Below are 24306 nucleotides of genomic sequence, written 5' to 3'. Positions count from 1 at the left end.
AAGATAGACCACTGGACTGTAACGGGGACGGGACGTAGGATCATGCCCATCGTCGCGCCGCATTCGCGGTGCGCACCGCTCTTTTCCCGCGCGAGTCGGCGGGGTCCCGGACCGAGCCGGGCCACCCCGTCCCGTCACCCGCCCGCCCACGCGCAGCCCAGCAGTCCGATTTCCGGCACGCCGCGCCGTCTTCCTGACAGAACACGATGGATAACGAACAAAAGCCCACGCCCCCTTCGAAAGACCCCGCGTCCCCCGCCGCGCAGCGCCCGCGCCGCACGCTGATGATCGGGACGATCGCGGTCGTCGTCATCGGCGGCCTGCTGTGGTGGCACCCGTGGAACCGCACGCCGGCAGCCGGCAGCACGGCGCAAAGCGCGGGCGCCAGCGGCGCAGGCGGCCATCGCGGCCGCGGCGGCCCCGCTGCGATGGCGAACGTTCCGCAGCCGGTACAGGTCGCGACCGCGACACAGGGCGAGATGCCGATCGTGCTGTCGGCGCTCGGCACCGTGACGCCGCTCGCGAACGTGACGGTCAAGACGCAGTTGTCGGGCTACCTGCAGTCGGTGTCGTTCCAGGAAGGCCAGATCGTCAAGAAAGGCGACGTGCTCGCGCAGATCGACCCGCGCCCGTACCAGGTGTCGCTCGAGAACGCCGAAGGCACGCACGCACGCGACTCGGCGCTGCTCGCAACGGCGCGCCTCGACCTGAAGCGCTACCAGACGCTGTTGTCGCAGGACTCGATCGCGTCGCAGACCGTCGATACGCAGGCGTCGCTCGTCAAGCAGTACGAAGGCGCGGTGAAGACCGACCAGGCCGCGATCGATTCCGCGAAGTTGAACCTCACGTATGCGCGCATCACGGCGCCGGTCTCGGGCCGCGTCGGCCTGCGCCAGGTCGACCCGGGCAACTACGTGACGCCGGGCGACGCCAACGGCCTCGTCGTGATCACGCAACTGCAGCCGATGAGCGTGATCTTCACGACGTCGGAAGACAACCTGCCGCAGATCCTCAAGCAGGTGAACGCGGGCCAGAAGCTGTCGGTCACCGCCTACAACCGCAACAACACGGTGCCGCTCGAGACGGGTTCGCTCGCGACGCTCGACAACCAGATCGACACGAGCACCGGCACGGTCAAGCTGCGCGCGAACTTCGATAACAAGGGAGGCATGCTGTTCCCGAATCAGTTCGTGAACACGCGGCTGCTCGTCGACGTGCTGCGCAACGCGACGATCGTGCCGACGTCCGCCGTCCTGACGGGTTCGATCGGCCAGTTCGTCTATGTCGTGAAACCCGACAACACGGTCACGGTACGCAAGGTCACGATCGGCCCGGTCGACGGCGAGCGCACCAGCATCGCCAGCGGCGTGACGCTCGGCGAACGCGTGGTGACCGACGGCTCCGACCGCCTGCGCGAAGGCTCGAAGATCTCGATTCCGGCCGACAAGCCGAAGAGTGCGTCGGGCGCGCGCGGCGCCGGTGCGGCGTCGGGTGCATCGGCTGCATCGGGCGCAGCCGGCCATCGCGGTGGACACAAGCACGGCGCGTCGCAAGCAGCGGCCCAATAACGCGCGGGCCGCTCGATGAATCCATCCCGCCTCTTCATTCTCCGGCCGGTCGGCACCGCGCTCCTGATGGCGGCGATCCTGCTCGCCGGTCTCGTCGCGCTGCGCTTCCTGCCGCTCGCCGCGCTGCCGGAAGTCGACTATCCGACGATCCAGGTCCAGACCTTCTATCCGGGCGCGAGCCCGGAGGTGATGACCTCGTCGGTCACCGCGCCGCTCGAACGCCAGTTCGGGCAGATGCCGTCGCTGAACCAGATGTCGTCGCAGAGTTCGGCCGGCTCGTCGGTGATCACGCTGCAGTTCTCGCTCGACCTGCCGCTCGACATCGCCGAACAGGAAGTGCAGGCCGCGATCAACGCGGCCGGCAACCTGCTGCCGTCCGACCTCCCAGCCCCGCCGATCTACGCGAAGGTCAACCCGGCCGATGCGCCGGTGCTGACGCTCGCCGTCAAGTCGAAGACGCTGCCGCTCACGCAGGTGCAGGACCTGGCCGACACGCGCCTCGCGATGAAGATCTCGCAGATCGCGGGCGTCGGTCTCGTCAGCCTGTCGGGCGGCAACCGCCCGGCCGTGCGGATCCAGGCGAACCCGACCGCCCTCGCGCAGTACGGGATGAACCTCGACGACCTGCGCACGACGATCTCGAACCTGAACGTGAACACGCCGAAGGGCAACTTCGACGGCCCGACGCGCGCGTACACGATCAACGCGAATGACCAGCTGACGAGCGCCGACCAGTACAACAGCGCGGTCGTCGCGTACAAGAACGGCCGCCCGGTGATGCTGACCGACGTCGCGACGGTCGTCGCCGGCTCGGAGAACACCAAGCTCGGCGCGTGGGTGAATTCGGACCCCGCGATCATCCTGAACGTGCAGCGCCAGCCCGGCGCGAACGTGATCCAGACGGTCGACGCGATCAAGGCGCAGTTGCCGAAGCTGCAGGAAACGCTGCCGGCCGCGCTCGACGTGGAGATCGTCACCGACCGCACGACGATGATCCGCGCGGCCGTGCGCGACGTGCAGTTCGAGCTGCTGCTCGCGGTCGCGCTCGTCGTGCTCGTGATGTACCTGTTCCTCGCGAACGTCTACGCGACGATCATCCCGAGCCTGTCGGTGCCGCTGTCGCTGATCGGCACGCTCGCGGTGATGTACATGGCCGGCTTCTCGCTGAACAACCTGTCGCTGATGGCGCTCACCATCGCGACCGGCTTCGTCGTCGACGATGCGATCGTGATGATCGAGAACATCGCGCGCTACGTCGAGGAAGGCGAAACGGGGCTCGAGGCCGCGCTGAAAGGGTCCCGGCAGATCGGCTTCACGATCATCTCGCTGACGGTGTCGCTGATCGCGGTGCTGATCCCGCTGCTGTTCATGGGCGACGTGGTCGGGCGCCTGTTCCACGAATTCGCGATCACGCTCGCGGTGACGATCGTGATCTCGGCGATCGTGTCGCTCACGCTCGTGCCGATGATGTGCGCGAAGCTGCTGCGCCATTCGCCGCCGCCCGAGAGCCACCGCTTCGAGGCACGCGTGCACCGCGCAATCGACTGGGTGATCGCGCGCTACGCGGTCGCGCTCGAATGGGTGCTGAACCGCCAGCGCTCGACGCTCGTCGTCGCGCTGCTGACGCTCGGGCTGACCGCCCTGCTCTATGTGTACGTGCCGAAGGGCTTCTTCCCCGCGCAGGACACCGGCGTGATCCAGGCGATCACGCAGGCGCCGCAGTCGATTTCGTACGGCGCGATGGCCGAACGCCAGCAGGCGCTCGCGGCCGAGATCCTGAAGGATCCGAACGTCGACAGCCTGACGTCGTTCATCGGCGTCGACGGCAGCAACATCACGCTGAACAGCGGCCGGATGCTGATCAACCTGAAGGCGCGCGACGACCGTTCCGAAACGGCCGCGCAGATCATCCGCGACCTGCAGCACCGCGTGTCGAACATCACCGGCATCTCGCTGTTCATGCAGTCGGTGCAGGATCTGACGATCGATTCGACCGTCAGCCCGACGCAGTACCAGTTCATGCTGACGAGCCCGAACTCGGACGAATTCGCGACCTGGGTGCCGAAGCTCGTCGCGCGGCTGCAGCAGGAGCCGTCGCTCGCCGACGTCGCGACCGACCTGCAGAGCAACGGCCAGTCGGTGTACATCGAGATCGACCGCGCGAGCGCCGCGCGCTTCGGCATCACACCGGCGACCGTCGACAACGCGCTGTACGACGCGTTCGGCCAGCGCATCGTGTCGACCATCTTCACGCAGTCGAACCAGTACCGCGTGATTCTCGAGTCGGAGCCGAAGGAGCAGCACTACGCGCAATCGCTGAACGACATCTACCTGCCGTCGGCCGGTGGCGGCCAGGTGCCGCTGTCGTCGATCGCGTCGTTCCACGAACGGCCGTCGCCGCTGCTGGTCGCGCACCTGTCGCAGTTCCCGTCGACGACGATCTCGTTCAACCTCGCGCAGGGCGCGTCGCTCGGCGAAGCGGTCAAGGCGATCGAGGCTGCGGAGAAGGACATCAACCTGCCCGCGTCGTTCCAGACGCGCTTCCAGGGCGCGGCGCTCGCGTTCCAGGCATCGCTGTCGAACCAGCTGTTCCTGATTCTCGCGGCGGTCATCACGATGTACATCGTGCTCGGCGTGCTGTACGAGAGCTACATCCACCCGATCACGATCCTGTCGACGCTGCCGTCGGCCGGCGTCGGCGCGCTGCTCGCGCTGATGATCACCGGGCACGACCTCGACATCATCGGGATCATCGGCATCGTGCTGCTGATCGGTATCGTGAAGAAGAACGCGATCATGATGATCGACTTCGCGCTGGAAGCCGAACGCGTCGAAGGCAAACCGCCGCGCGAGGCGATCTACCAGGCGTGTCTGCTGCGCTTCCGGCCGATCCTGATGACGACGCTCGCCGCGTTGCTCGGCGCGGTGCCGCTGATCGTCGGCTCCGGTGCGGGCTCCGAGCTGCGCCAGCCGCTCGGGATCGCGATCGCCGGCGGCCTGATCGTGTCGCAGGTGCTGACGCTGTTCACGACGCCCGTGATCTACCTCGGCTTCGACTCGCTCGCGCGCCGCGTGCGCGGCTGGTTCGAACGCCACGGCCCCGGTGCCGACACGCGCACGGATGCGTAAATGAAACGACCCCCACGCTCACTTCGTTCGCGTGGGGGGGCGCAGCCCCCCCATCTCCCGAAAACGCATCCGTCGGAACACGCGGCGGCCCAGCGAGTGCCGACATGAACCTGTCGCGCCCCTTCATCACCCGCCCCGTCGCGACGACGCTGCTCGCGCTCGGCGTCGCGCTCGCGGGCCTGTTCGCGTTCATCAAGCTGCCGGTGTCGCCGCTGCCGCAGGTCGACTTCCCGACGATCTCGGTACAGGCGTCGCTGCCGGGCGCGAGCCCGGAAACGGTCGCGACCAGCGTGACGAGCCCGCTCGAGCGGCACCTCGGCTCGATCGCCGACGTGTCCGAAATGACGTCGACGAGCACGGTCGGCAATGCGCGGATCATCCTGCAGTTCGGCCTGAACCGCGACATCGATGGCGCGGCGCGCGACGTGCAGGCCGCAATCAACGCGGCACGCGCCGACCTGCCCGCCGCGCTGAAGAGCAACCCGACCTACCGCAAGGTCAACCCGGCCGATTCGCCGATCATGATCGTGTCGCTGACGTCGGAAACGTCGTCGCCCGCGAAGCTGTACGACTCCGCGTCGACGGTGCTGCAACAGTCGCTGTCGCAGATCGACGGGATCGGCCAGGTCACGGTGAGCGGCTCCGCGAACCCGGCCGTGCGCGTCGAGCTCGAACCGCAGGCGCTGTTCCACTACGGGATCGGCCTCGAGGACGTGCGCGCGGCGCTGGCTTCCGCGAACGCCAACGCGCCGAAGGGCGCGATCGAATTCGGCCCGCAGCACTACCAGCTCTATACGAACGACCAGGCCTCCCAGGCGTCGCAATACCGCGACCTCGTCGTCGCCTACCGCAATGGCTCGGCCGTGCGGCTGTCCGACCTGTCGGACGTCGTCGATTCGGTCGAGGATCTGCGCAACCTCGGTTTGTCGAACGGCAAGCGCGCGGTGCTCGTGATCCTCTACCGCTCGCCCGGCGCGAACATCATCGACACGATCGACCGCGTGCGCGCGGCGCTACCGCAGCTCACCGCGTCGCTGCCGGCCGACATCACGGTCACGCCGGTGCTCGACCGCTCGACCACCATCCGCGCGTCGCTGAAGGACACCGAGCACACGCTGCTGATCGCGGTCAGCCTCGTCGTGATGGTCGTGTTCCTGTTCCTGCGCAACTGGCGCGCGACGCTGATCCCGAGTGTCGCGGTACCGATCTCGATCATCGGCACGTTCGGCGCGATGTACCTGCTCGGTTTCTCGATCGACAACCTGTCGTTGATGGCGCTGATCGTCGCGACCGGCTTCGTCGTCGACGACGCGATCGTCGTGCTCGAGAACATCTCGCGGCACATCGAGAACGGCAAGTCGCGCATGCAGGCCGCGTTCGACGGCGCGCGCGAGGTCGGCTTCACGGTGCTGTCGATGAGCATCTCGCTCGTCGCGGTGTTCCTGCCGATCCTGCTGATGGGCGGCATCGTCGGGCGCCTGTTCCGCGAATTCGCGCTGACGCTGTCGCTCGCGATCGCCGTGTCGCTCGCGGTGTCGCTCACGGTCACGCCGATGATGTGCGCGCGCCTGCTGCCCGAGTCGCACGACCCGCAAAGCGAAGGCCGCTTCGGGCGCTTCCTCGAGCGCGGCTTCTCGCGCATGCAGCGCGGCTACGAGCGCTCGCTGTCGTGGGCGCTGCGCCGGCCGCTGCTGATCCTGCTGACGCTGTTCGCGACCATCGGGCTGAACGTCTACCTGTACATCGTCGTGCCGAAGGGCTTCTTCCCGCAGCAGGACACCGGGCTGATGATCGGCGGCATCCAGGCCGACCAGTCGACGTCGTTCCAGGCGATGAAGCTGAAGTTCTCCGAGATGATGCGGATCGTGCAGAGCAACCCGAACGTGAAGAGCGTCGCGGGCTTCACCGGCGGCACGCAGACCAACTCGGGCTTCATGTTCGTCACGCTGAAGGACCGCACCGAGCGCAAGCTGTCGGCCGACCAGGTGATCCAGCAGCTGCGCCCGCCGCTGGCGGACGTCGCGGGTGCGCGCACCTTCCTGCAGGCCGCGCAGGACATCCGCGTCGGCGGCCGGCAGAGCAACGCGCAGTACCAGTTCACGCTGCTCGGCGATTCGAGCGCCGACCTGTACAAGTGGGGGCCGATCCTGACCGAGGCGCTGCAGAAGCGCTCGGAGCTGACCGACGTGAACTCCGACCAGCAGCAAGGCGGCCTCGAGGCGATGGTGACGATCGACCGCGCGACGGCCGCGCGCTTCGGCATCAAGCCCGCGCAGATCGACAACACGTTGTACGACGCGTTCGGCCAGCGCCAGGTCTCGACGATCTACAACCCGCTGAACCAGTACCACGTCGTGATGGAAGTCGCGCCGAAATACTGGCAGAGCCCCGAGATGCTGAACCAGGTGTGGATCAGCACGTCGGGCGGCAGCGCGAACGGCTCGCAGACCACCAACGCGGCGGCCGGCACCTATGTCGCGACGTCGGCCGGCACGTCGAGCGCCGGCACGGCCACGCAAAGTGCCGCGGCGATCGCGTCCGATTCCGCGCGCAACCAGGCGCTCAACTCGATCGCGGCGAGCGGCAAGTCGAGCGCGTCGTCGGGCGCGTCGGTGTCGACGTCGAAGTCGACGATGATCCCGCTGTCGGCGATCGCGACGTTCGGGCCGAGCACGACACCGCTGTCGGTCAACCATCAGGGGCTGTTCGTCGCGACGACGATCTCGTTCAACCTGCCGCCGGGCGTGTCACTGTCGCAGGCGACGCAGGTGATCTACCAGACGATGGCGCAGGTCGGCGTCCCGCCGACGATCGTCGGCAGCTTCCAGGGCACCGCGCAGGCGTTCCAGCAGTCGATGAACGACCAGCCGATCCTGATCCTCGCCGCGCTGCTGGCCGTCTACATCGTGCTCGGGATCCTGTACGAGAGCTACATCCACCCGATCACGATCCTGTCGACGCTGCCGTCGGCCGGCGTCGGCGCGCTGCTCGCGCTGCTGCTGTTCAAGACCGAGTTCAGCATCATCGCGCTGATCGGCGTGATCCTGCTGATCGGCATCGTGAAGAAGAACGCGATCATGATGGTCGACTTCGCGATCGACCAGACGCGCAACAACCAGAAATCGTCGTTCGACGCGATCCACGAGGCGTGCCTGCTGCGCTTCCGCCCGATCATGATGACGACGATGGCGGCGCTTCTCGGCGCGCTGCCGCTCGCGTTCGGCAGCGGCGACGGCGCCGAGCTGCGCGCGCCGCTCGGGATCGCGATCGCCGGCGGCCTGATCGTGTCGCAGGTGCTGACGCTCTATACGACGCCGGTCGTCTACCTGTACATGGACCGGTTCCGCGTGTGGGGCGAGAAGCGGCGCAACCGCCGCGGCAATACCGGCGGGCCGGCAGTCGCCGGCGAGTGATGAAAGCGGCCGCCCGGTGGGCGGCCATTTTTTTGCGCTTGAACGCCAGCGACGATCGGCTATCGTGAGTCCATGCCCACCGCGGAGCCCTTCACGGGGACACACCATGAACGTCCAGCTGAACCATACGATCGTCTGGTGCCGCGACAAGCGTGCGTCGAGCCGCTTCCTCACCGAACTCCTGGAATTGCCGCCGCCGACGCCGTTCGGCGCGATGCTGGTCGTCGCGCTCGACAACGGCGTGTCGCTCGATTTTTACGAACAGGCGGGGGAAATCCGGTCGCAGCATTACGCGTTCCTGCTCGACGAAGCCGGCTTCGATCGCGTGCTGGCGCGCATCCGCGAGCGCGGGCTGGCGCACTGGGCCGATCCGGCGAAGCGGCAACCCGATGACATCTACCGCCACAACGGCGGACGCGGCGTGTACTTCGACGATCCGGACGGCCACTTCCTCGAAGTGATGACGCGGCCGTATGCGCTGAACGGCTAGCGCGGCAGGCCGGCGTTGCGCCGGCCCGTATCGCGGTGCGGGTGCCGCTCCGCCCGGGAAGGCACCCGGCCGGCGTTACTCGGCAGCGTCGGCCGCCGTCTTGCGCGGACGGCGCGCGCGCGGTGCCGCCTTGCGGGCCGGCTTCTTCTTGGCAGCAGCCGGCGCTTCGGCAGCCGCTTCGGCCGGCGCCGCGTCGTGCGACGGCTGGGCGGCGGCAACCTCGCCGCCGACATCGCCGGCTGCCGGCTCGGCGTGCGCCACCGCGACGTGCCGCTCGCCGCCCTGCTCCGCGTCGCGGTGCGCGTCGTCGGCATGCTTGCCGTGCGCGTGCGTCGCCGCATCGCGGGCAGCGTCGCCGCTCTTCCCGGCCGCGTGACGGCCCGCGCCCTTCGCGGCCACGCCCTTCTTCGCGCCGGTCTTCTTCGCCGCGCTCTTGCGCGCACGCTTGCGGCCATCCTTCGCATCGCCATGCGCGTCGGCCGCTTCGGCTATTTCAGCCGGCGGCGTCACCGCCTCGACGGCCTCGGCAACCGTTTCCTCGTCCGCCTCGACCTGCACGCTTTCGTGCACGACCGCTTCCGCCCGCTGCCCGCGACGTTGCGCATTGCGCCCGGCCCGCGCCGGCTCGGCCGCACGCGTACCGTGACCGTGGTGCTCGCCGCCGTGCGTGCCGCCTTCACCGCCCGTCGCGACATGCTCCACGACCGCCGGCTGGCGGGCCCGCGACACGAACGCGCCCGACTTGTCGTCGCGCCCCACTTCGAGCAGGCCGCGCGCCTGCGCTTCGTCGAGCAGGTTGCCGAACGCGCGGAACCCGTAGTACGACTCGTTGAAATCCGGTTTGCGGCGCTTGATCGCGCTCTTGAGCACCGACGCCCAGATCTTGCCGACGTCGTCGCGCTCTGACGCGAGCGCGTCGAACGTCTCGACCGCCAGCGCGATCGCCTCGGCCTTGCGTGCGTCCAGATCGTGCTTCCGCGACGACGGCTCGTCGGACCGCTTCGCGCCGCCGTTGCCCGCACGCTGCTGCTGTTCGCGCTTCGCGAGCGCGCGCTGCTGCTCGCGCACCAGGTCGTCGTAGAAGATGAATTCGTCGCAGTTCGCGACCAGCAGGTCCGACGTCGATTTCTTCACGCCGACGCCGATCACCTTCTTCGCGTTCTCGCGCAGCTTCGATACGAGCGGCGAAAAGTCGGAATCGCCGCTGATGATCACGAACGTATCGACGTGCGACTTCGTGTAGCAGAGGTCGAGCGCGTCGACGACGAGCCGGATGTCGGCCGAATTCTTGCCCGACTGGCGCACGTGGGGAATCTCGATCAGCTCGAAGCTCGCCTCGTGCATCGACGCCTTGAAGCCCTTGTAGCGATCCCAGTCGCAATAGGCCTTCTTCACGACGATGCTGCCCTTCAGCAGCAGGCGCTCCAGCACGGGCTTGATGTCGAATTTCTCGTACTTCGCGTCGCGCACGCCGAGCGCAACGTTCTCGAAGTCGCAGAACACGGCCATGCTGACGTTGTCCAGGGGTAATGCCATGTGTACTCCAACCGGTGGGCCGGCGCGTTATCACGCGTCACGGCGAAAAATCCATCGCGCACATGATAGCCGGTCGGCGCGTCATTCCCGCATCCGTTGCATGAATGAACGCCCGAACGCCAGCCGCGACACCGCAGATCGCGTGCCCGCGCCGCCCTGCTTGCGCCCGATGCCGATATACCCGACGCCGGTACGCCCGATGCCGGTACGCCCGACGCCGGTACGCCCCTTAATACGCACCCGCGGCCGGGCCAATTCGACATTACACTTGAGTTATCCGTCGTCCGTCCCTATCTGGATGGATGACGCATCGAGCAAGGAGCGGTTTCATGACAACGAAGGTACTGCTGATTGGCGCGACCGGCCGAACGGGCCAGGCCTGCGCGGATCTGCTGCTCAAGCAGCCGGAGTTCGAGGTCACGGCGCTCGTGCGCCGCCACGGCTATGCGCTGGCGGGCGCACGGGTCGTCGAGGCCGATCTGACGAACGATTTCTCGCACGCATTCCAGGGCATCACGCACGTGATCTACGCGGCCGGCTCGGCCGAATCGGAGGGCGCGGCCGAAGAGGAACAGGTCGACCGCGACGCGGTGGCCCGCGCGGCCGAATACACGCTGGCCTACAACGCGCAGAAGCTCGTGGTGATCAGTTCGCTGTCGGCCTACCGGCCCGAGCAGGCGCCGGATGCCATTCGCCACTATTCGCAGATGAAACGCGAAGGCGACGATCGCGTGATCGCGTCGGGTGTCGACTACGTGATCCTGCGCCCGGGCCCGCTCACGGACGATCCGGGCGTCGGCAAGATCGCGCTGACCGACGCATGGCTCGATCCCGCACCGCCCGTGTCGCGCCAGGACGTTGCCTGGGCCGCGATCGAGGCGATCAAGCTCGGCATCTCGCGCAAGATCGTCGGCTTCGTCGGCGGCAGCGTGCCGATCGAACAGGCCTTGCGCGCGTAACGCCCCGCCGCGCGCCGCCGCCCGGCGGCGCGTACGCGCATGCCCGCGGCCCGCACGACGGGCCGCTTTCACGCCAGGCGCCGCCGCTTACTGCTTCGGATGCGCGTCGGCCCACGCCTTCACGGCGGCGAGCGTGTTCTCCACATGCTTGTCGGGCGACAGGCTCGTGTACTCGTACAAAACCTTCCCTTCCGGCGAAATCACGTACGACACGCGGTTCGCGCGGTCGAGCGCCGGCAGCTTCGCGTCGTATTCGCGGATGATCTTCGCGTCCGGGTCGGCCGCGACCGGGAACTTGCTCCGGCACTCGCTCACCGAGAACTTCGTCAGCGTGTCGATATTGTCGGCCGACACGCCGATCACCGTCGCGCCGTAAGCCTTGTAACGGTCGACCGCATCCGCGAACGCATGCGCCTCGATCGTGCAGCCCTTCGTGAACGCGGCCGGGTAGAAGTACAGCACGACCGGCCCCTGCTTCAGCGCGTCCGCGAGCGAGTACGTGTAAGTCTTGCCGCCCAGCGACGCCTGCGTCGTGAAATCGGGCGCCGCGGCGCCCGGCTTCAGTTCCGCCTGCGCCAGCAGCGCATGGCCGGCCACCAGCGCCGCAACGGCGCCCAGCAACAGTTTTCGCTTCATCTGCGTCCTCATTTCTTATAAAGTCAGCCTCGATGTAGGCCACGTAGGCGTTCGCCTGTCGAACACCTGCGCATACGATCCGGACCGCCGGCAGCGCCAGCCGCGGCCGGTCCGTTAAAGATTCCGCACAGTCTGCCGTTATTCCTTGCGGACAACCGGTTCCAGCCCTTCACGTCAGCGAGAAACATGGAAGCCAACAGGAAACAGACGTCACGCAAGGGCTCCTGGCGCAGCGCCTTGCATACGCTGCGCCGCTTCGCCTGGTCGGGCGGCGCGCTGATGCCCGCGCGCGCCGGCGCGCCGCGCCGCGACGATTCCGTGCGCAACTGGCTGGAACAGACGGTCGGCACGGTGGACTTCCTCGCCCATGTCGACCGCGAGCTGCGCTTTCTGTACGTCTCCGACGCGAGCCTGCGCTTCATCGGCTATCACCGCGACTATCTGCACACGCTGACGCTGCGCGACCTCATCGCCGAACAGGATACCCCGGCGCTCGAAGGGCTGCTTGCCCGCGCCGCGCGTTCCGGCCAGGTCGAGAAGGCGACGATGTGCATCGTCAAGTCGCTCACCTACCCGCTGGACGTCGAGATCCGCGCGTTCAAGAGCCGCCATCACGGCGTCGACGGCTTCGCGATCGCGGCGTTCGACGTGTCGTCGTGGCGCGCGCTCGAAGCAAAGCTGACGTATGAAATGCACCACGATCCGATGACGGGGCTCGACAACCTGTCCGCGCTCGTGCCGGCGCTGATGCGCGCGCAGCAGACCGCCGACGAGGACGGCACCTGCGCGGCGCTGCTGCTGCTCGACCTCGACGACTACCAGCGGATCAACCGCGCGCTCGGCTACGACGCGGGCGACACGCTGCTGCGCGAGACCGCGCAGCGGCTGAAGGCGCTCGTCACGCCGAACGAGCAGCTCGCGCGCGTCGCGAGCGACAAGTTCGCGGTCGTGCTGAGCGCCTCCGGCCGCACGCAGGCGAGCAATACCGCCGACGCGCTCGCGCGCCGGCTGCAGGCCGCGGTGCGCGAGCCCTACGTGTACCAGGGGCAGACCGTGCACTTGTCGGCGAGCATCGGCATCGCGCTCTACCCCGACGAACGTGCCGCGCCGCATCGGGCGCAGCATCACAGTCCGCTGCTGCGCCGCGCCGACCATGCGCTCGCGCAAGCGAAGGCATCGGGCGGCAACGCGCTCGCCTTCCATGCGCCCGTCGACGATCCGGCCGACGCCGAGCGGCTCAAGCTCGAAGCCGACCTGTACGACGGCGTGCGCAACGGCGAGTTTTCGCTCCATTTCCAGCCGATCACGCGCAGCCAGTCGGGCGCGGTGGTCGGCGTCGAGGCGCTGATCCGCTGGCGCCATCCGGTGCACGGCCTCGTGCCGCCCGCGACCTTCATTCCGCTCGCCGAATCGATCGGCCTGATCAACTACCTCGGCAACTGGGTGCTCAAGGCCGCGTGCATGCAACTCGTTGCCTGGGACGGCCAGGGGCTCGCGCTGCAATACGTGGCCGTCAACGTGTCGCCGCAGCAGTTCCGCGACCCGCGCTTCACGCAGAGCGTGCGCGAGGCGATCGCGCTGACGGGCATCGACCCGCGCCGCATCGTGCTCGAAATCACCGAAAGCCTGCTGATGCACGATCCCGCGCACGCGAAAGTGCTGCTCGAGGAGCTGACCGATCTCGGCATCCGCTTCGCGATCGACGATTTCGGCACCGGGTACTCGAGCCTCGCCTATCTGCAGCGCTTCCCGCTCGCGAAGCTGAAGATCGACCGCAGCTTCGTCGAGAACCTGCTGACGTCGCGCAACGACCGCGCGATCGTGTCGGCAGTGGTCGGCCTCGCGCAAACACTGGATCTCGAGCTCGTCGCCGAAGGCGTCGAGACCGAGGCGCAGCGCGAGCTGCTGACGGAGATGGGCTGCAATCACATCCAGGGCTGGCTCGTCTGCCAGGCGCTGCCGTCCGAGGAGCTCGCGCGGCGCTTCGAGGCGCAGCAGCTGCACCTGCACGCCGCCGCCTGACGCGCGGCGAACCGGACAGATCCGTATGTCAATCACCGAACACCTGCCCCGCACTGCGTTGCTCGACAAGCTGTGGGCCCGGATGAACGAACGGGGCGATTTCCCGTTGCTGTCGGAATCGCTGCGCGCCACGATGGCCGCGATGAAGAACGACGACCTCGACTTCACCGCGCTCGTGCGCGTCGTGCTGTCGGATTTCGCGCTCACGCAGAAAGTGCTGCGGCTCGCGAATTCCGCGATGTACATGGCGTTCGGCGGCAACATCACGACCGTGACCCGCGCCCTGATGGTGCTCGGCATGGACGCCGTCGGCCATCTCGTCGTCGGGCTGAAGCTCGTCGACCATTTCCACCACAGCACGCCGCGGCGCATCGACGCGAAGCTGGAATTGAACCGTGCGCTGCTGTCCGGCTGCGTCGCACGCAAGCTCACCGAGCGCGCCGACCTGCGCGCGGGCGAGGAAGCCGTCGTCTGTACGCTGATGCGCCAGGTCGGCAAGCTGCTGGTGGTCTGCTATCTCGACAGCGAATGGGACAAGATCCGCCGCCGCGCAGCGGAGATGCATGGCGACGAATCGGCCGCCTGCGTCGCCGTGCTCGGCGTCGGCTTCGACGAGATCGGGCTCGAGGCGGCCACGCGCTGGCGGCTGCCCGACACGATCCGGGACGGCATCGCCGACGATCACCACCATCTGAACCGCGTCGACGCATTCGGCCGCGAACTCCCCGCCGACGAGGAGCGGATCGAGCGCGTGAACTGGCTGCGTGCGGTGAGCCGCTGCTCGACCGACGTCGCGAGCGCGCTCGCGATGCCCGACAGTCCGCAGCGCGATGCGCACATCGACGCGCTTGCGCAGCACTATGCGCTGGCGCTCGACACGGAACCCGACGCACTCGTCGAGATCGCCGAGCAGCTCGCGCACGAGGAAGCGAGCGACACGGTGATGCGCGAGATCGTCGAACTGCGCGCGAACGCCGATGCGATCGCGCGAGCCCAGGCCGAACCCGAGGCCTGCCTCGAAGCCGGCCTCGCCGACCTGCGTGCGCTGCCGTCCGAGCATGTGCTGACGCCGGTGCTCGCGCTCGCGTCGGAAAGCCTGCTCGCCAGCCTCGCATTCACGCGCACCGTGATGTTCGTCCGGCACGACGACGGCACCTTCGCCGCGCGCCTGGGCTTCGGTCCCGGCGTCGACGCGGCGCTCTACCGGCTGCGCTTCGACGAGCGCTTCGAGCCGGACGTGTTCCATCTCGCGATCACCAATTCGGTCGGCATCTTCATCGAACAGGCGCAGGAACCGAAGATGCTCAAGCGCCTGCCCGCGTGGTACCTCGACGTGTTCGACGACACGCGCGCGTTCGTGCTGCTGCCGGTGCGCGTCGATACGACCACGGTCGCGCTGCTGTACGGCGACTGGGCCGGCGCGCAGCCGGCCCGCAAGATCTCGCAACAGGAAATGAGCATCCTCAACGAGCTCGCGCGTGAGCTGGGGCGGTTCTTCCCCGCCCAGCACGGCTGACGCCCGGGCCGCCTCCGGCGTTTGCGCTCCGCAAAAACAAACCGGCCGCATCAGCGGCCGGTTTGCTTGCATCGTGCGTTCGAACGAAACGCTTACTTGAGCGTCACGGGCACGCTGAAGTACTTCTTCGCGAGGTTGTCGATCGTGCCGTCGGCCTTCAGGTCCTTCAGCGCCTGATCGAGCGCGGTCTTCAGCGCCGCGTCGTTCTTGCGCAGGCCGAAGCCGACACCCGAGCCGAGGATCTCGGTGTCGCTGACCGTGCCGCCCGCGAACGCGAAGCCCTGGCCTTGCGGCTTCGTCAGGAAGCCCTTCGAGCCGGCTTCCGAATCCTGGAACGTCGCGTCGAGACGGCCCGACTTCAGGTCGGCATAGGCCAGATCCTGCGTCTGGTACGGCACGACTTCAACGCCGACCGGCGCCCACTTCTTCTTCGCGTACGCTTCCTGGATCGTGCCCTGCAGCACGCCGACGCGCTTGCCCTTCAGCGACTGCGGGGTCGGCAGCAGGCCGCTGCCCTGCTTCGCGATCAGCTGGTTCGGAATCGTATAGATCGGGTCGGTGAACGCGATCGCGTGCTTGCGCTGATCGGTGATCGTCATGTCCGAGTTGATCGCGTCGAACTTGCGTGCCTGCAGCGCAGGGATCAGGCCGTCGAAGTCGTTCTCGACCCACACGCACTTCGTCTTCAGCTTCGCGCACACCGCGTTGCCGATGTCGATGTCGAAGCCGGTCAGCTTGCCGTCGGGCGTCTTGTATTCGAACGGTGCGTACGAGGCCTCGACGCCGAACCGGATCTCCTTGAGATCCGCGGCAACCGCGCTGCCTGCCGCCACCGCCGATGCCGCCACCACCGCATGCGCGGCCACTTTACGCCAATCCAACTTCATCAGGTGTTCTCCTCGATACTCGAATGTTCCGGAACTACGGGCACATGCATCATTGCAGGGTCAGATGACCACGGCAATGCGGCTGCCGCGCCGTGATGCGGCGCAACAGCCGCAAGGCCGCGATTGTACCAATCCGCGCGGCCCGGTATGGCAAAGCGGCCGTCGGCGCACGATGCTGCGGTGCGCACGCAACGCCGTCCGGGCCGGCCGCCAAACTTGCAAGACGATGTCGCAAATACGCAAGGCGGGGTCGCACGCCGAGTGCGGCCGTGCCGATCGGTCAGACGAGTGCCGCAATCGTCTCGCGCGTCGTGTCGATCACGAGCAGACCGGCGCGCAGGCCAGGCTTCACCGTCGGATTCGGGAACACGATCCGCTCCTCGTCGTGCGTCACCGTGTAGCGGTAGTCGCCGTCCTGCGCGAGCACCGTGCCGCGCGCGAACGCGGTGAAGTTCGCGACGTCGGCCGCGACGAACAGCTCGAGCGCGTCGCTCTGCTTCGTGATCTGGTCGATCACCGTGAAGACGCGCGGCAGCGACGGATGGCCGCCTCGCGCATCAACATCCGTCGACGCCCCCGACACCAGCTTGCGCACCGCCCGGTCGGCCGGTGCGAAACGCGTCAGGTCGTTCTGGCCGAACGGCCGCACCTTGCCGAGTTCGAGCGTGCACGCGAGCGCGCCGCAGTGCTCGGCCGTGAAATGCGAATACGTGTTGCCCTTCGCGGTATGCAGCAGCACGGCCGCGATGCGCGCATCGCCGAGCCATTCGACCATCGTGCGCGTCGGCGGTGTGCCCGTGTGCGGCAGCAGTGCGAACTGCTCGAACACCGATGCGCGGATCGCCGTATGCATGTCGATATGCCAGCGTGCGCTGCCTGCCGGCGCGGCCGCGAAGAACGCGGCGGCCGCCGCTTCGAGCTGCACGGCGCGCGGCGCTTCGCGGCTCGCGGGCACCTGCGCGTGACGGCCGCTGAACAGGCGGTTCAGGTCGTCGTCGAGATAGCGTTCGCCCGCGCGCATCGCCGGCACGTTGCCGAGCACGACGAGCAGCCGGCACGCGAGCGGCAGCGCGCCCGACGCGAGATCGCGCACGAGCATCGACAGCAGCTCGATCGGCGCCGTCTCGTCGCCATGCACGCCGGCCGACACGAGCACGCTCGGGCGAGCCGCCGCGTCGGCTGCCGCCGGTTCGAGCACGAGCAGCCCGTCGCCGGGCCACCGCCAGCGCACCGCACCGCCCGCGCAGCTACCGTGCTGCTCGGCCGGCACGCTGCCGTCCAGCGTGAACGCGAGAAAATCGTCGAGCAGCGCGGTGGGCGGCATCCGTGCCTCAGCGCTGGAAGTCATACAGCGAACCGACGTGCAGGATCTGCGTGAGCTCGTCGAGCGCCGTGCGCGATTCCTCGAGCAGCGCCGGATCGGCGAGGTCCGACGGTGCAAGGCGATCGCGGTAGTGCTTGTCGATCCACGTGTCGAGCGACGCGAACAGCGTGTCGTTGATCCACACGTTCGACGTGACGGCCGCGCGCTCCGCGTCGTTCAGCACGACGCGCAGGCGCAGGCACGCGGGCCCGCCGCCATTCTTCATGCTTTCGCGCAGGTCGAACACGAGCACGTCGTGAATCGGGCCGTTGCCAGCTGCGAGCTGGTCGAGATAGGCGGCAACGTTCGCGTTCTCGCGGCATTCCTGCGGCACGACGAGCACTTGCGAACCGTCCGCGCGCGACAGCAGCTGGCTGTTGAACAGGTACGACGTCACCGCGTCGTTCACGCTCACGGCAGCTTCCGGCACCTCGATCACGTTCAGGCGCGCACCGCGTGCGTCGAGCGCAGCGGTCAGCGTGTCGTAGATTGCCTGCTTGTTGACGAACGCGCGCTCGTGCGTGAACAGCGTGTCGCGGTTGCCGACCGAGATCACGTCGTTGTGGAACACGCCCGCGTCGATCACGTCCGGATCCTGCTGCGCATAGACCGTCGCTTCTTCGGCCAGACCGTGGCGATGCGCGACCGCGCGGCTCGCCTCGAAGGTCTGGCGTGCCGGGAAGCGCTTCGGCTCGGGCCCGCGGCGGTATTCCGCGCGGCCGTACACGAAGAACTCGATGCCCGGCTTGCCGTATTCGGCGCAAAAGCGCGTGTGGTTCGCCGCGCCTTCGTCGCCGAGTGCCGGCGTGCCCGTCAGCGCTTCATGCACCGCGAAATGCGCGGGATCGGCGAACAGCGTCGACAGCGTGCGACGCGTCGCGTCGTGCTCGATCGCGCGATGCAGCTTGCTGCACAGGTTCGCCGGCGTGAAGTGCACGCGGCCGTCGCTCGTGTCGGCCGACGGGCTGACGGTGGCCGCGTTCGCGGTCCACATCGCCGACGCCGAACTCGCCGCGGCGAGCAGCTCGGGCGCCTGCTTCGCGGCCTTCGCAATCACGTCCGCGTCCTTGCCCGAGAAACCGAGCTCGCGCAACAGGCGCAGCGACGGCCGCTCCTGCGGCGGCAGCACGCCCTGCGCGAACCCGAGATCCGCGAGCTGCTTCATCTTGCGCAGCCCCTGTTTCGCGGCGGCCTTCGGGTTCGCGGCCGACTTCTCGTTGTTGAGCGACGCCACGTTGCCGAACGACAGGCCGGCGTAGTTGTGGGTCGGGCCGACGAGCCCGTCGAAATTGGCTTCTTGTGCGTTCATCGTCGTTCCCTCGATCAGAAATGCAGGCCCGGCGACAGGCTCGCGGGCAAAGTCAGTTGCGTGCTTTCCACCGACGCCATCGGGTACGCGCAATAGTCGGCCGCGTAGTACGCGCTCGGGCGATGGTTGCCCGAGCGGCCCGCGCCGCCGAACGGCGCGGCGGACGATGCACCGTTGGTCGGCCGGTTCCAGTTGACGATCCCGGCGCGGATCGTGCGGCGGAAGTGTTCCCATGCCTTCTCGTCGTCGGCCAGCAGGCCGGCGGACAGGCCGAACGCCGTGTCGTTCGCGCGCTCGATCGCGTCGTCGAACGTCGCATAGCGGACGATCTGCGCGAGCGGGCCGAAATGTTCTTCGTCGGGCAGGTTCGCGACGTTCGTCACGTCGACGATTGCGGCGTTCACGAAGCCGAGGCGCGGATCGCGCTGCGTCATCGCGATGACCGGCTTCGCGCCCTGCTCGATCAGGCGCGACTGCGCGTCGACCAGCTTCGCGGCCGCACGGGCCGAGATCACCGCGCCCATGAACGGCTGCGGATCGGCATCGAACACGTCGGCCGTGATCTTCGACGTGACGTCGGCGAAGCGTGCGAGGAAGCGGTCGCCGAAGGCGCCCTGCGGCACGAAGATGCGGCGCGCGCACGTGCAGCGCTGGCCGGCCGACAGGAACGCCGACTGGATCGTGTGATGCACGGCCGCGTCGATATCCTCGACTTCGCCGATCACGAGCGGGTTGTTGCCGCCCATCTCGAGCGCGAGCACGATCTCCGGGCGACCGCCGAACTGCCTGTGCAGCAGCGTGCCCGTGTCCGAGCTGCCCGTGAAGAACAGCCCGTCGATCTGCCGATGGTTCGCGAGCGCGATGCCCGTGTCCTTCTCGCCCTGCACGAGATTCAGCACGCCGTCCGGCAGCCCGGCTTCCTTCCACACTTCGACCGTCGCGCGCGCGACGCCCGGTGCGAGTTCCGACGGCTTGAACACGACCGCATTGCCGGCGATCAGCGCAGGCACGATATGGCCGTTCGGCAAGTGACCGGGGAAGTTGTACGGGCCGAACACCGCGACGACGCCGTGCGGACGGTGGCGCAGCACCGCGACGCCGTCGGCCATGTCCTGGCGCTTCTCGCCGGTGCGTTCCTGGTACGCCTGGATCGAGATGCCGACCTTCGCGGCCATCGACGCGACTTCGGTGCGTGCTTCCCACAGCGGCTTGCCCGTCTCGCGGCCGATCGCGGTCGCGATCGCTTCCTTGCGTTCGTTGAGCAATGCGGCGAAACGCTTGACGATCGCGCAGCGCGATTCGAAGTCGAGCGCCGACCAGCCGGCGAATGCGCGCCGTGCGCTCGCGACCGCACGGTCGACGTCGGCCGCCGACGCGCTTTCGCCCTGCCATGCGATCTCGTCGGTGCCCGGGTTGCGCGAAGCGAAGACGGGGCCCGAGCCTGCGACCCAGGCGCCGTCGATGAAGAGTTCCGTCATGATTCGTTTATCCCTGTTTGACTTTGAGCGGCAGTACGCGGACCGGATCGCCGGCCTTCACGTCGAGCGCGACGGCATCGTCGGCCGACAGCACGAACGCGCCGTTCGCGACCACGCCCGGCGCGACGCCGACGCGGAAATCGCCGAGCGACGTGTTCGACACGAGCGACTTCGGCCCATCTTCACGTGCGTCCGGCACGCCGATCGCGACCGGCACGACGACGCTCTCGCGCACCGTGCGCAGATCGTTGACATGGCATTCGAGCACGGGGCCCGCGTCGAAGATGTCGACGTGATTCTGGTAGCGCAGCCCTTCCGCTTCGAGCATCTTGCGGGCCGGCAGCGTGTCGCGGTGCGTGAGGCCGACCGCGTCCTGCGCGTCCTGCGGCAGCAGGTCGACATACACCGGGTAGCGCGGCATCAGTTCCGCGAGGAACGACTTGCGGCCGTGCGAGCTGAGGTAATCGGCCGCGTTGAAATCGATCTGGTAGAAGTGCGAACCGACTGCGCGCCAGAACGGCGACGTGCCGTCCTCGTCGAAGTGGCCGCGCAGTTCCGCGCAGATGCGTTCCGGAAAGCGCTCGCGGAACTGAGCGATGAACATGAAGCGCGAGCGCGACAGCAAGCCGCCGACGCCGCCCGTGCGATAGCGCGGGCTCAGGAACAGCGAACACACTTCCGCGTAGCCCGTGAGGTCGTGCGAGATGTTCAGCGCGGACATCCGCGTCCACACGCCGAGTTCCTGGCTCGCGTGCACGACCGTGCTCACGCGATAGTTGTAGAACGGCTGTTCGAGGCCGACCTGCGTTTCGATCCCGCACACGCCCGCGATGTCGCCCGTCTTCGATTCTTCCATCACGAAGAAGTAGCCGGCTTCGCCCGGCGCCGCCTGCCCGTCGAGCGTACGGCGCGAGCGCTCGATGCGCGCGGCGAGCGCGTCGCGGTCGGGCTTGAACGTGGTCAGGCCCGGCCCGGTTTCCTTCGCGAGCGACACGAGCGCGTCGACATCGCCCGTTTGTACGACCCGAACGACGATCATGCTGCGTCTCCCGTCAAATCTTCATCGTCGCGGCGGTGCAGCGGCACGCAGCGCACGACATCGCCATCCTTCACATCGAGCGCCGCGCGCACGTCGCCGGCCAGCGGCGCGTCGGCCGTGTCGCCCGGCAGGTCGGCCAGCACGCAGCGGAACGATTCGCCGCTGCCCGTCGACACCATGTAGGCGACGTCGCCCTGCTGGTGCGCGGCCTCGCGCACGATACGCTCCGACGCCTGCTTCACGCATGCGGTGCGGTCGACCTGCGCGGTCAGCACCGGGCCCGCGTCGAAGATGTCGACGAAGCGGTCGGGCTCGAAGCCTTCCTCGAGATGGATGTCGTATGCGAGCAAGGCCGTTTCGTTCGGCTCGCCGAGCACGCGCTGCGCGGCTTCCGGCAGGAGCGGCACGTAGAGCGGATAGGCCGGCATCACTTCCGCGATGAACGTGCGGCTGCGGCCGCCCGATGCGATGTCGACGTCGGTGAAGTTGCGGCCGAAGAACTTGCGCCCCACCGCTTCCCAGAACGGCGATGCGCCGTTGCCGTCGCTCACGCCGAGCAGCAGCGTGAACACTTCGGGCGTGAAGCGGCGTCGGTTCGCGGCGATGTACATCATCCGGGCGCGCGAGATCAGGTGCGCGGCCGCGTCGCCGCGCAGCGACGGATCGACGTAGAAGCCCGCGAGCCGGCTCTTGCCAGTCAGCTCGTGCGACATCGTGAGCGCGTGGATCTTGCGGTTCACGTGCAGTTCGCGCGACGCGTGGATCAGCGCGTCGTTACGGAACGCGTAGAACGGTTCCGAGTAGCCGGCCGCGGCCACGATGCTCGCCGTGCCGAGCAGCTTGCCCGTCGACGAATCCTCGAGCACGAAGAGGTAGAACTCCTCGCCGGCGAAGTCGACGTCCGCGCGAAACGAATCTTCGGAGAGCGCCACGCGCGCTTCGAGCGCCGCGCGGTCGTGCGGCAGCGAGTGCAGGACCGGCTGCGCGGTGCGCGCCATGTGCGCGAGCGCATCGAGATCCGTGAGTTTGCCGGGGCGAACAAATAGCATCGTCGTTCCTGTCTGCGATGGGGGCGCCGATCAGCGCGCGGTGGCTTCCTGTGCGGCGAGCACTTGTTCGACTGCCTTCTCGAAGCGCTTCATGCCTTCGTCGAGCAGGTCGAACGGGATCACCAGCGACGGGACGAAGCGCAGCACGTTCGGGCCGGCGATCAGCATGATCAGGCCGTTCTCGGCGGCGGCGGTGACGAAGTCCTTCGCACGGCCGTCGAATGCGGCGGTGAGTTCGGCGCCGACCAGCAGGCCCTTGCCGCGCACGTCCTTGAAGATGCCGAAGCGTGCGTTGATGCGTTCGAGCGCGCCCTTCAGGCGCACGCTGCGTTCGCGCACGCCTTCGAGCAGTGCCGGATCGCCGATCAGTTCGACGACCTTGTCCGCGATGGCCGATGCGAGCGGGTTGCCGCCGTACGTCGTGCCGTGCACGCCGACCTTGAAGTGGGCGGCGAGTTCGTTGGTCGTCAGCATTGCGCCGATCGGGAAGCCGTTGCCGAGTGCTTTCGCGGTCGTCAGGATGTCCGGCGTGACGCCCGTGTCCATGTACGCGTAGAACTGGCCCGTGCGGCCGACGCCCGTTTGCACTTCGTCGAAAATCAGCAGTGCGCCGTGTGCGTCGCACGCTTCGCGCAGCGCCTTCAGGAAGGCCGGATCGGCCGGGATCACGCCGCCTTCGCCTTGCACGGGTTCGACGATCACGGCACAGGTTTGCGGGCCGATCGCGGCTTTCGCCGCTTCGATGTCGTTGTACGGCAGGTGCTTGATGCCGGCCGGCACGGGGCCGAAGCCTTCCGAGTATTTCGGCTGGCCGCCGACGCTGACCGTGAAGAACGTGCGGCCGTGGAACGACTGCACGAACGAGATGATTTCTGCCTTGTCGGCGCCGTGGCGGTCGAACGCGACGCGGCGTGCGAGTTTCAGGGCGGCTTCGTTCGCTTCCGCGCCGGAGTTCGCGAAGAATGCGCGGTCGGCGAAGGTCAGCGATTCGAGGCGCTTCGCGAGGCGCAGCACCGGCTCGTTCGTGTAGCCGTTGCCGATGTGCCAGAGCTTGCGGCTTTGTTCGTCCAGGACTTTCAGCAGTTCCGGGTGGCCGTGGCCGAGCGACGTTACTGCGATGCCGCACGCGAAATCGATGTACTCGCGGCCGGCCGTGTCCCACACGCGGGAGCCCTCTGCGCGATCCGGCACGAACGGGGCGGGTGAAAATACCGGCACCATCACTTCGTCGAATGTCTGGCGGTTCACGGTCGAGGTCGTCATGGTCGTTCCTTTCGGTTTCGTAAGAGGGTTCAACAGGATCAAGTTTAGGTAAGGGTGACGCAAGCGTCTTGCGGATTTGCGACGGGTTCTATCGGAAGGTTTTGGTTTTGCCCTCTCGGGCGGGTGGGTTCGTTGCTGGGTGTCGGTATTTTGAGGCTTTTGGGGCGGCTCGCCGGCGGTTTCGTGAATGGAGGCTTTTGGGGCGGCTCGCCGGCGGTTTCGTGAATGGAGGCTTTTGGGGCGGCTCGCCGGCGGTTTCGTGAAGCACCTGTGATCGTGTCGGTCTATTTGCGTCGCCCCTGCGCGGGGCGGCGGTTACTTTTCTTTGTCTTGCCAAAGAAAAGTAACCAAAAGAAAGGCGCTCGGAGAACGCATGACTTCCCGGTGCCGCAGTCCACGGAGTGGACCCCGCCTAAGTGTCCGCGCCAGCCAGGAACCCGGAGTGGTTCGAGCAATGGTTCCGACACCCACCAGTACCCAACAGACCGGTATACCTCCCGCTCGCTCCATCCTCGCTTCGCTCGGCCGACAGGTACACCCCCTCAAAAATCGTCGTCGATCAACGAACGCCCACACATGGACGGACCACCGTTTTCAATAGGTACGAGGTCTGCTGCCCTGCCAATAAATATCGGGCAGCCAACACACC

The 24306-nt window shown here is 67.6% G+C and carries 16 protein-coding genes; 7 read left to right on the top strand and 9 right to left on the bottom strand.

Going from position 1 to position 24306, the window contains the following annotated elements:
* Window positions 1–206 precede the first annotated feature (206 nt).
* From OHZ10_RS05960 to OHZ10_RS05945, 4 genes are all read left to right on the top strand, one after another.
* Window positions 207–1568 carry an MdtA/MuxA family multidrug efflux RND transporter periplasmic adaptor subunit gene (locus OHZ10_RS05960; protein WP_340623930.1) on the top strand — a complete coding sequence of 454 codons (1362 nt, stop codon included), beginning with the start codon at window positions 207–209 and terminating at the stop codon, window positions 1566–1568.
* Between the two features lie 15 nt (window positions 1569–1583).
* Window positions 1584–4697 (top strand): MdtB/MuxB family multidrug efflux RND transporter permease subunit, encoded by a 3114-nt coding sequence (locus OHZ10_RS05955; protein ID WP_059235253.1) that lies wholly within the window; start codon window positions 1584–1586, stop codon window positions 4695–4697.
* Between the two features lie 104 nt (window positions 4698–4801).
* Window positions 4802–8110 (top strand): efflux RND transporter permease subunit, encoded by a 3309-nt coding sequence (locus tag OHZ10_RS05950; RefSeq protein ID WP_059235255.1) that lies wholly within the window; start codon window positions 4802–4804, stop codon window positions 8108–8110.
* A 106-nt stretch (window positions 8111–8216) separates the two neighbouring features.
* A complete protein-coding gene (locus OHZ10_RS05945) occupies window positions 8217–8600 on the top strand; it encodes a VOC family protein (RefSeq protein WP_059235257.1) in 384 nt (127 codons plus the stop codon).
* A 75-nt stretch (window positions 8601–8675) separates the two neighbouring features.
* On the opposite strand, the gene OHZ10_RS05940 is transcribed toward OHZ10_RS05945, so the two are convergent.
* Entirely contained in the window at window positions 8676–10136 is a 1461-nt protein-coding gene (locus tag OHZ10_RS05940) for an NYN domain-containing protein (protein ID WP_342703922.1), read from the bottom strand.
* Window positions 10137–10465: 329 nt separating this feature from the next.
* Between OHZ10_RS05940 and OHZ10_RS05935 the strand changes: the two genes are divergently transcribed.
* Window positions 10466–11095: an NAD(P)H-binding protein gene (locus OHZ10_RS05935; RefSeq protein WP_059235261.1), complete on the top strand. Its 630-nt coding sequence runs from the start codon at window positions 10466–10468 to the stop codon at window positions 11093–11095.
* Between the two features lie 87 nt (window positions 11096–11182).
* On the opposite strand, the gene OHZ10_RS05930 is transcribed toward OHZ10_RS05935, so the two are convergent.
* Window positions 11183–11731 carry a peroxiredoxin gene (locus OHZ10_RS05930; protein WP_059235263.1) on the bottom strand — a complete coding sequence of 183 codons (549 nt, stop codon included), beginning with the start codon at window positions 11729–11731 and terminating at the stop codon, window positions 11183–11185.
* A gap of 279 nt (window positions 11732–12010) precedes the next feature.
* Between OHZ10_RS05930 and cdpA the strand changes: the two genes are divergently transcribed.
* Together cdpA and OHZ10_RS05920 are read left to right on the top strand one after the other, a co-directional pair.
* Complete coding sequence (gene cdpA, locus OHZ10_RS05925; protein ID WP_196486604.1) at window positions 12011–13753, top strand: cyclic di-GMP phosphodiesterase CdpA; 1743 nt, start codon at window positions 12011–12013, stop codon at window positions 13751–13753.
* A 25-nt stretch (window positions 13754–13778) separates the two neighbouring features.
* Entirely contained in the window at window positions 13779–15269 is a 1491-nt protein-coding gene (locus OHZ10_RS05920; protein ID WP_059235268.1) for an HDOD domain-containing protein, read from the top strand.
* A 92-nt stretch (window positions 15270–15361) separates the two neighbouring features.
* Here the strand turns inward: OHZ10_RS05920 and OHZ10_RS05915 are convergent, their stop codons facing one another.
* The 7 genes from OHZ10_RS05915 to OHZ10_RS05885 all read right to left on the bottom strand — a co-directional run bounded on the left by OHZ10_RS05915 (window position 15362) and on the right by OHZ10_RS05885 (window position 23657).
* Window positions 15362–16156 (bottom strand): ABC transporter substrate-binding protein, encoded by a 795-nt coding sequence (locus OHZ10_RS05915; RefSeq protein WP_059235270.1) that lies wholly within the window; start codon window positions 16154–16156, stop codon window positions 15362–15364.
* A 280-nt stretch (window positions 16157–16436) separates the two neighbouring features.
* Window positions 16437–17480, bottom strand: a complete 1044-nt coding sequence (gene astE / locus OHZ10_RS05910; RefSeq protein WP_174992106.1) for a succinylglutamate desuccinylase — start codon at window positions 17478–17480, stop codon at window positions 16437–16439.
* A 7-nt stretch (window positions 17481–17487) separates the two neighbouring features.
* Window positions 17488–18828: an N-succinylarginine dihydrolase gene (astB, locus tag OHZ10_RS05905; RefSeq protein WP_174992012.1), complete on the bottom strand. Its 1341-nt coding sequence runs from the start codon at window positions 18826–18828 to the stop codon at window positions 17488–17490.
* Between the two features lie 14 nt (window positions 18829–18842).
* On the bottom strand, window positions 18843–20306 hold the full coding sequence (astD, locus tag OHZ10_RS05900; protein ID WP_059235277.1) for a succinylglutamate-semialdehyde dehydrogenase: 1464 nt from the start codon (window positions 20304–20306) through the stop codon (window positions 18843–18845).
* A gap of 7 nt (window positions 20307–20313) precedes the next feature.
* Window positions 20314–21345, bottom strand: a complete 1032-nt coding sequence (astA, locus tag OHZ10_RS05895) for an arginine N-succinyltransferase (RefSeq protein ID WP_059235279.1) — start codon at window positions 21343–21345, stop codon at window positions 20314–20316.
* Window positions 21342–22394: an arginine/ornithine succinyltransferase subunit alpha gene (aruF, locus tag OHZ10_RS05890; protein WP_059235281.1), complete on the bottom strand. Its 1053-nt coding sequence runs from the start codon at window positions 22392–22394 to the stop codon at window positions 21342–21344. The genes astA and aruF overlap by 4 nt, the downstream gene beginning before the upstream one ends.
* Window positions 22395–22424: 30 nt before the next feature.
* Window positions 22425–23657 (bottom strand): aspartate aminotransferase family protein, encoded by a 1233-nt coding sequence (locus OHZ10_RS05885; RefSeq protein WP_043182068.1) that lies wholly within the window; start codon window positions 23655–23657, stop codon window positions 22425–22427.
* Window positions 23658–24306 lie beyond the last annotated feature (649 nt).

Source organism: Burkholderia arboris (assembly GCF_038723655.1).
GTDB classification, from domain to species: Bacteria; Pseudomonadota; Gammaproteobacteria; order Burkholderiales; family Burkholderiaceae; genus Burkholderia; species Burkholderia arboris.
The sequence above is the reverse complement of the archived record's forward strand: the minus strand, read 5'-3'. Positions and strand labels throughout refer to the sequence as shown.

Coding starts and splice junctions, on each gene's coding strand:
- OHZ10_RS05930 (WP_059235263.1), bottom strand. CDS start 11,731: ATGAAGCGAAAACTGTTGCTGGGCGCCGTTGCGGCGCTGGTGGCCGGC.
- OHZ10_RS05885 (WP_043182068.1), bottom strand. CDS start 23,657: ATGACGACCTCGACCGTGAACCGCCAGACATTCGACGAAGTGATGGTG.
- astB (WP_174992012.1), bottom strand. CDS start 18,828: ATGAACGCACAAGAAGCCAATTTCGACGGGCTCGTCGGCCCGACCCAC.
- aruF (WP_059235281.1), bottom strand. CDS start 22,394: ATGCTATTTGTTCGCCCCGGCAAACTCACGGATCTCGATGCGCTCGCG.
- OHZ10_RS05955 (WP_059235253.1), top strand. CDS start 1,584: ATGAATCCATCCCGCCTCTTCATTCTCCGGCCGGTCGGCACCGCGCTC.
- OHZ10_RS05915 (WP_059235270.1), bottom strand. CDS start 16,156: ATGAAGTTGGATTGGCGTAAAGTGGCCGCGCATGCGGTGGTGGCGGCA.
- OHZ10_RS05945 (WP_059235257.1), top strand. CDS start 8,217: ATGAACGTCCAGCTGAACCATACGATCGTCTGGTGCCGCGACAAGCGT.
- astE (WP_174992106.1), bottom strand. CDS start 17,480: ATGCCGCCCACCGCGCTGCTCGACGATTTTCTCGCGTTCACGCTGGAC.
- cdpA (WP_196486604.1), top strand. CDS start 12,011: ATGCCCGCGCGCGCCGGCGCGCCGCGCCGCGACGATTCCGTGCGCAAC.
- OHZ10_RS05935 (WP_059235261.1), top strand. CDS start 10,466: ATGACAACGAAGGTACTGCTGATTGGCGCGACCGGCCGAACGGGCCAG.
- astD (WP_059235277.1), bottom strand. CDS start 20,306: ATGACGGAACTCTTCATCGACGGCGCCTGGGTCGCAGGCTCGGGCCCC.
- OHZ10_RS05940 (WP_342703922.1), bottom strand. CDS start 10,136: ATGGCATTACCCCTGGACAACGTCAGCATGGCCGTGTTCTGCGACTTC.
- OHZ10_RS05960 (WP_340623930.1), top strand. CDS start 207: ATGGATAACGAACAAAAGCCCACGCCCCCTTCGAAAGACCCCGCGTCC.
- OHZ10_RS05920 (WP_059235268.1), top strand. CDS start 13,779: ATGTCAATCACCGAACACCTGCCCCGCACTGCGTTGCTCGACAAGCTG.
- astA (WP_059235279.1), bottom strand. CDS start 21,345: ATGATCGTCGTTCGGGTCGTACAAACGGGCGATGTCGACGCGCTCGTG.
- OHZ10_RS05950 (WP_059235255.1), top strand. CDS start 4,802: ATGAACCTGTCGCGCCCCTTCATCACCCGCCCCGTCGCGACGACGCTG.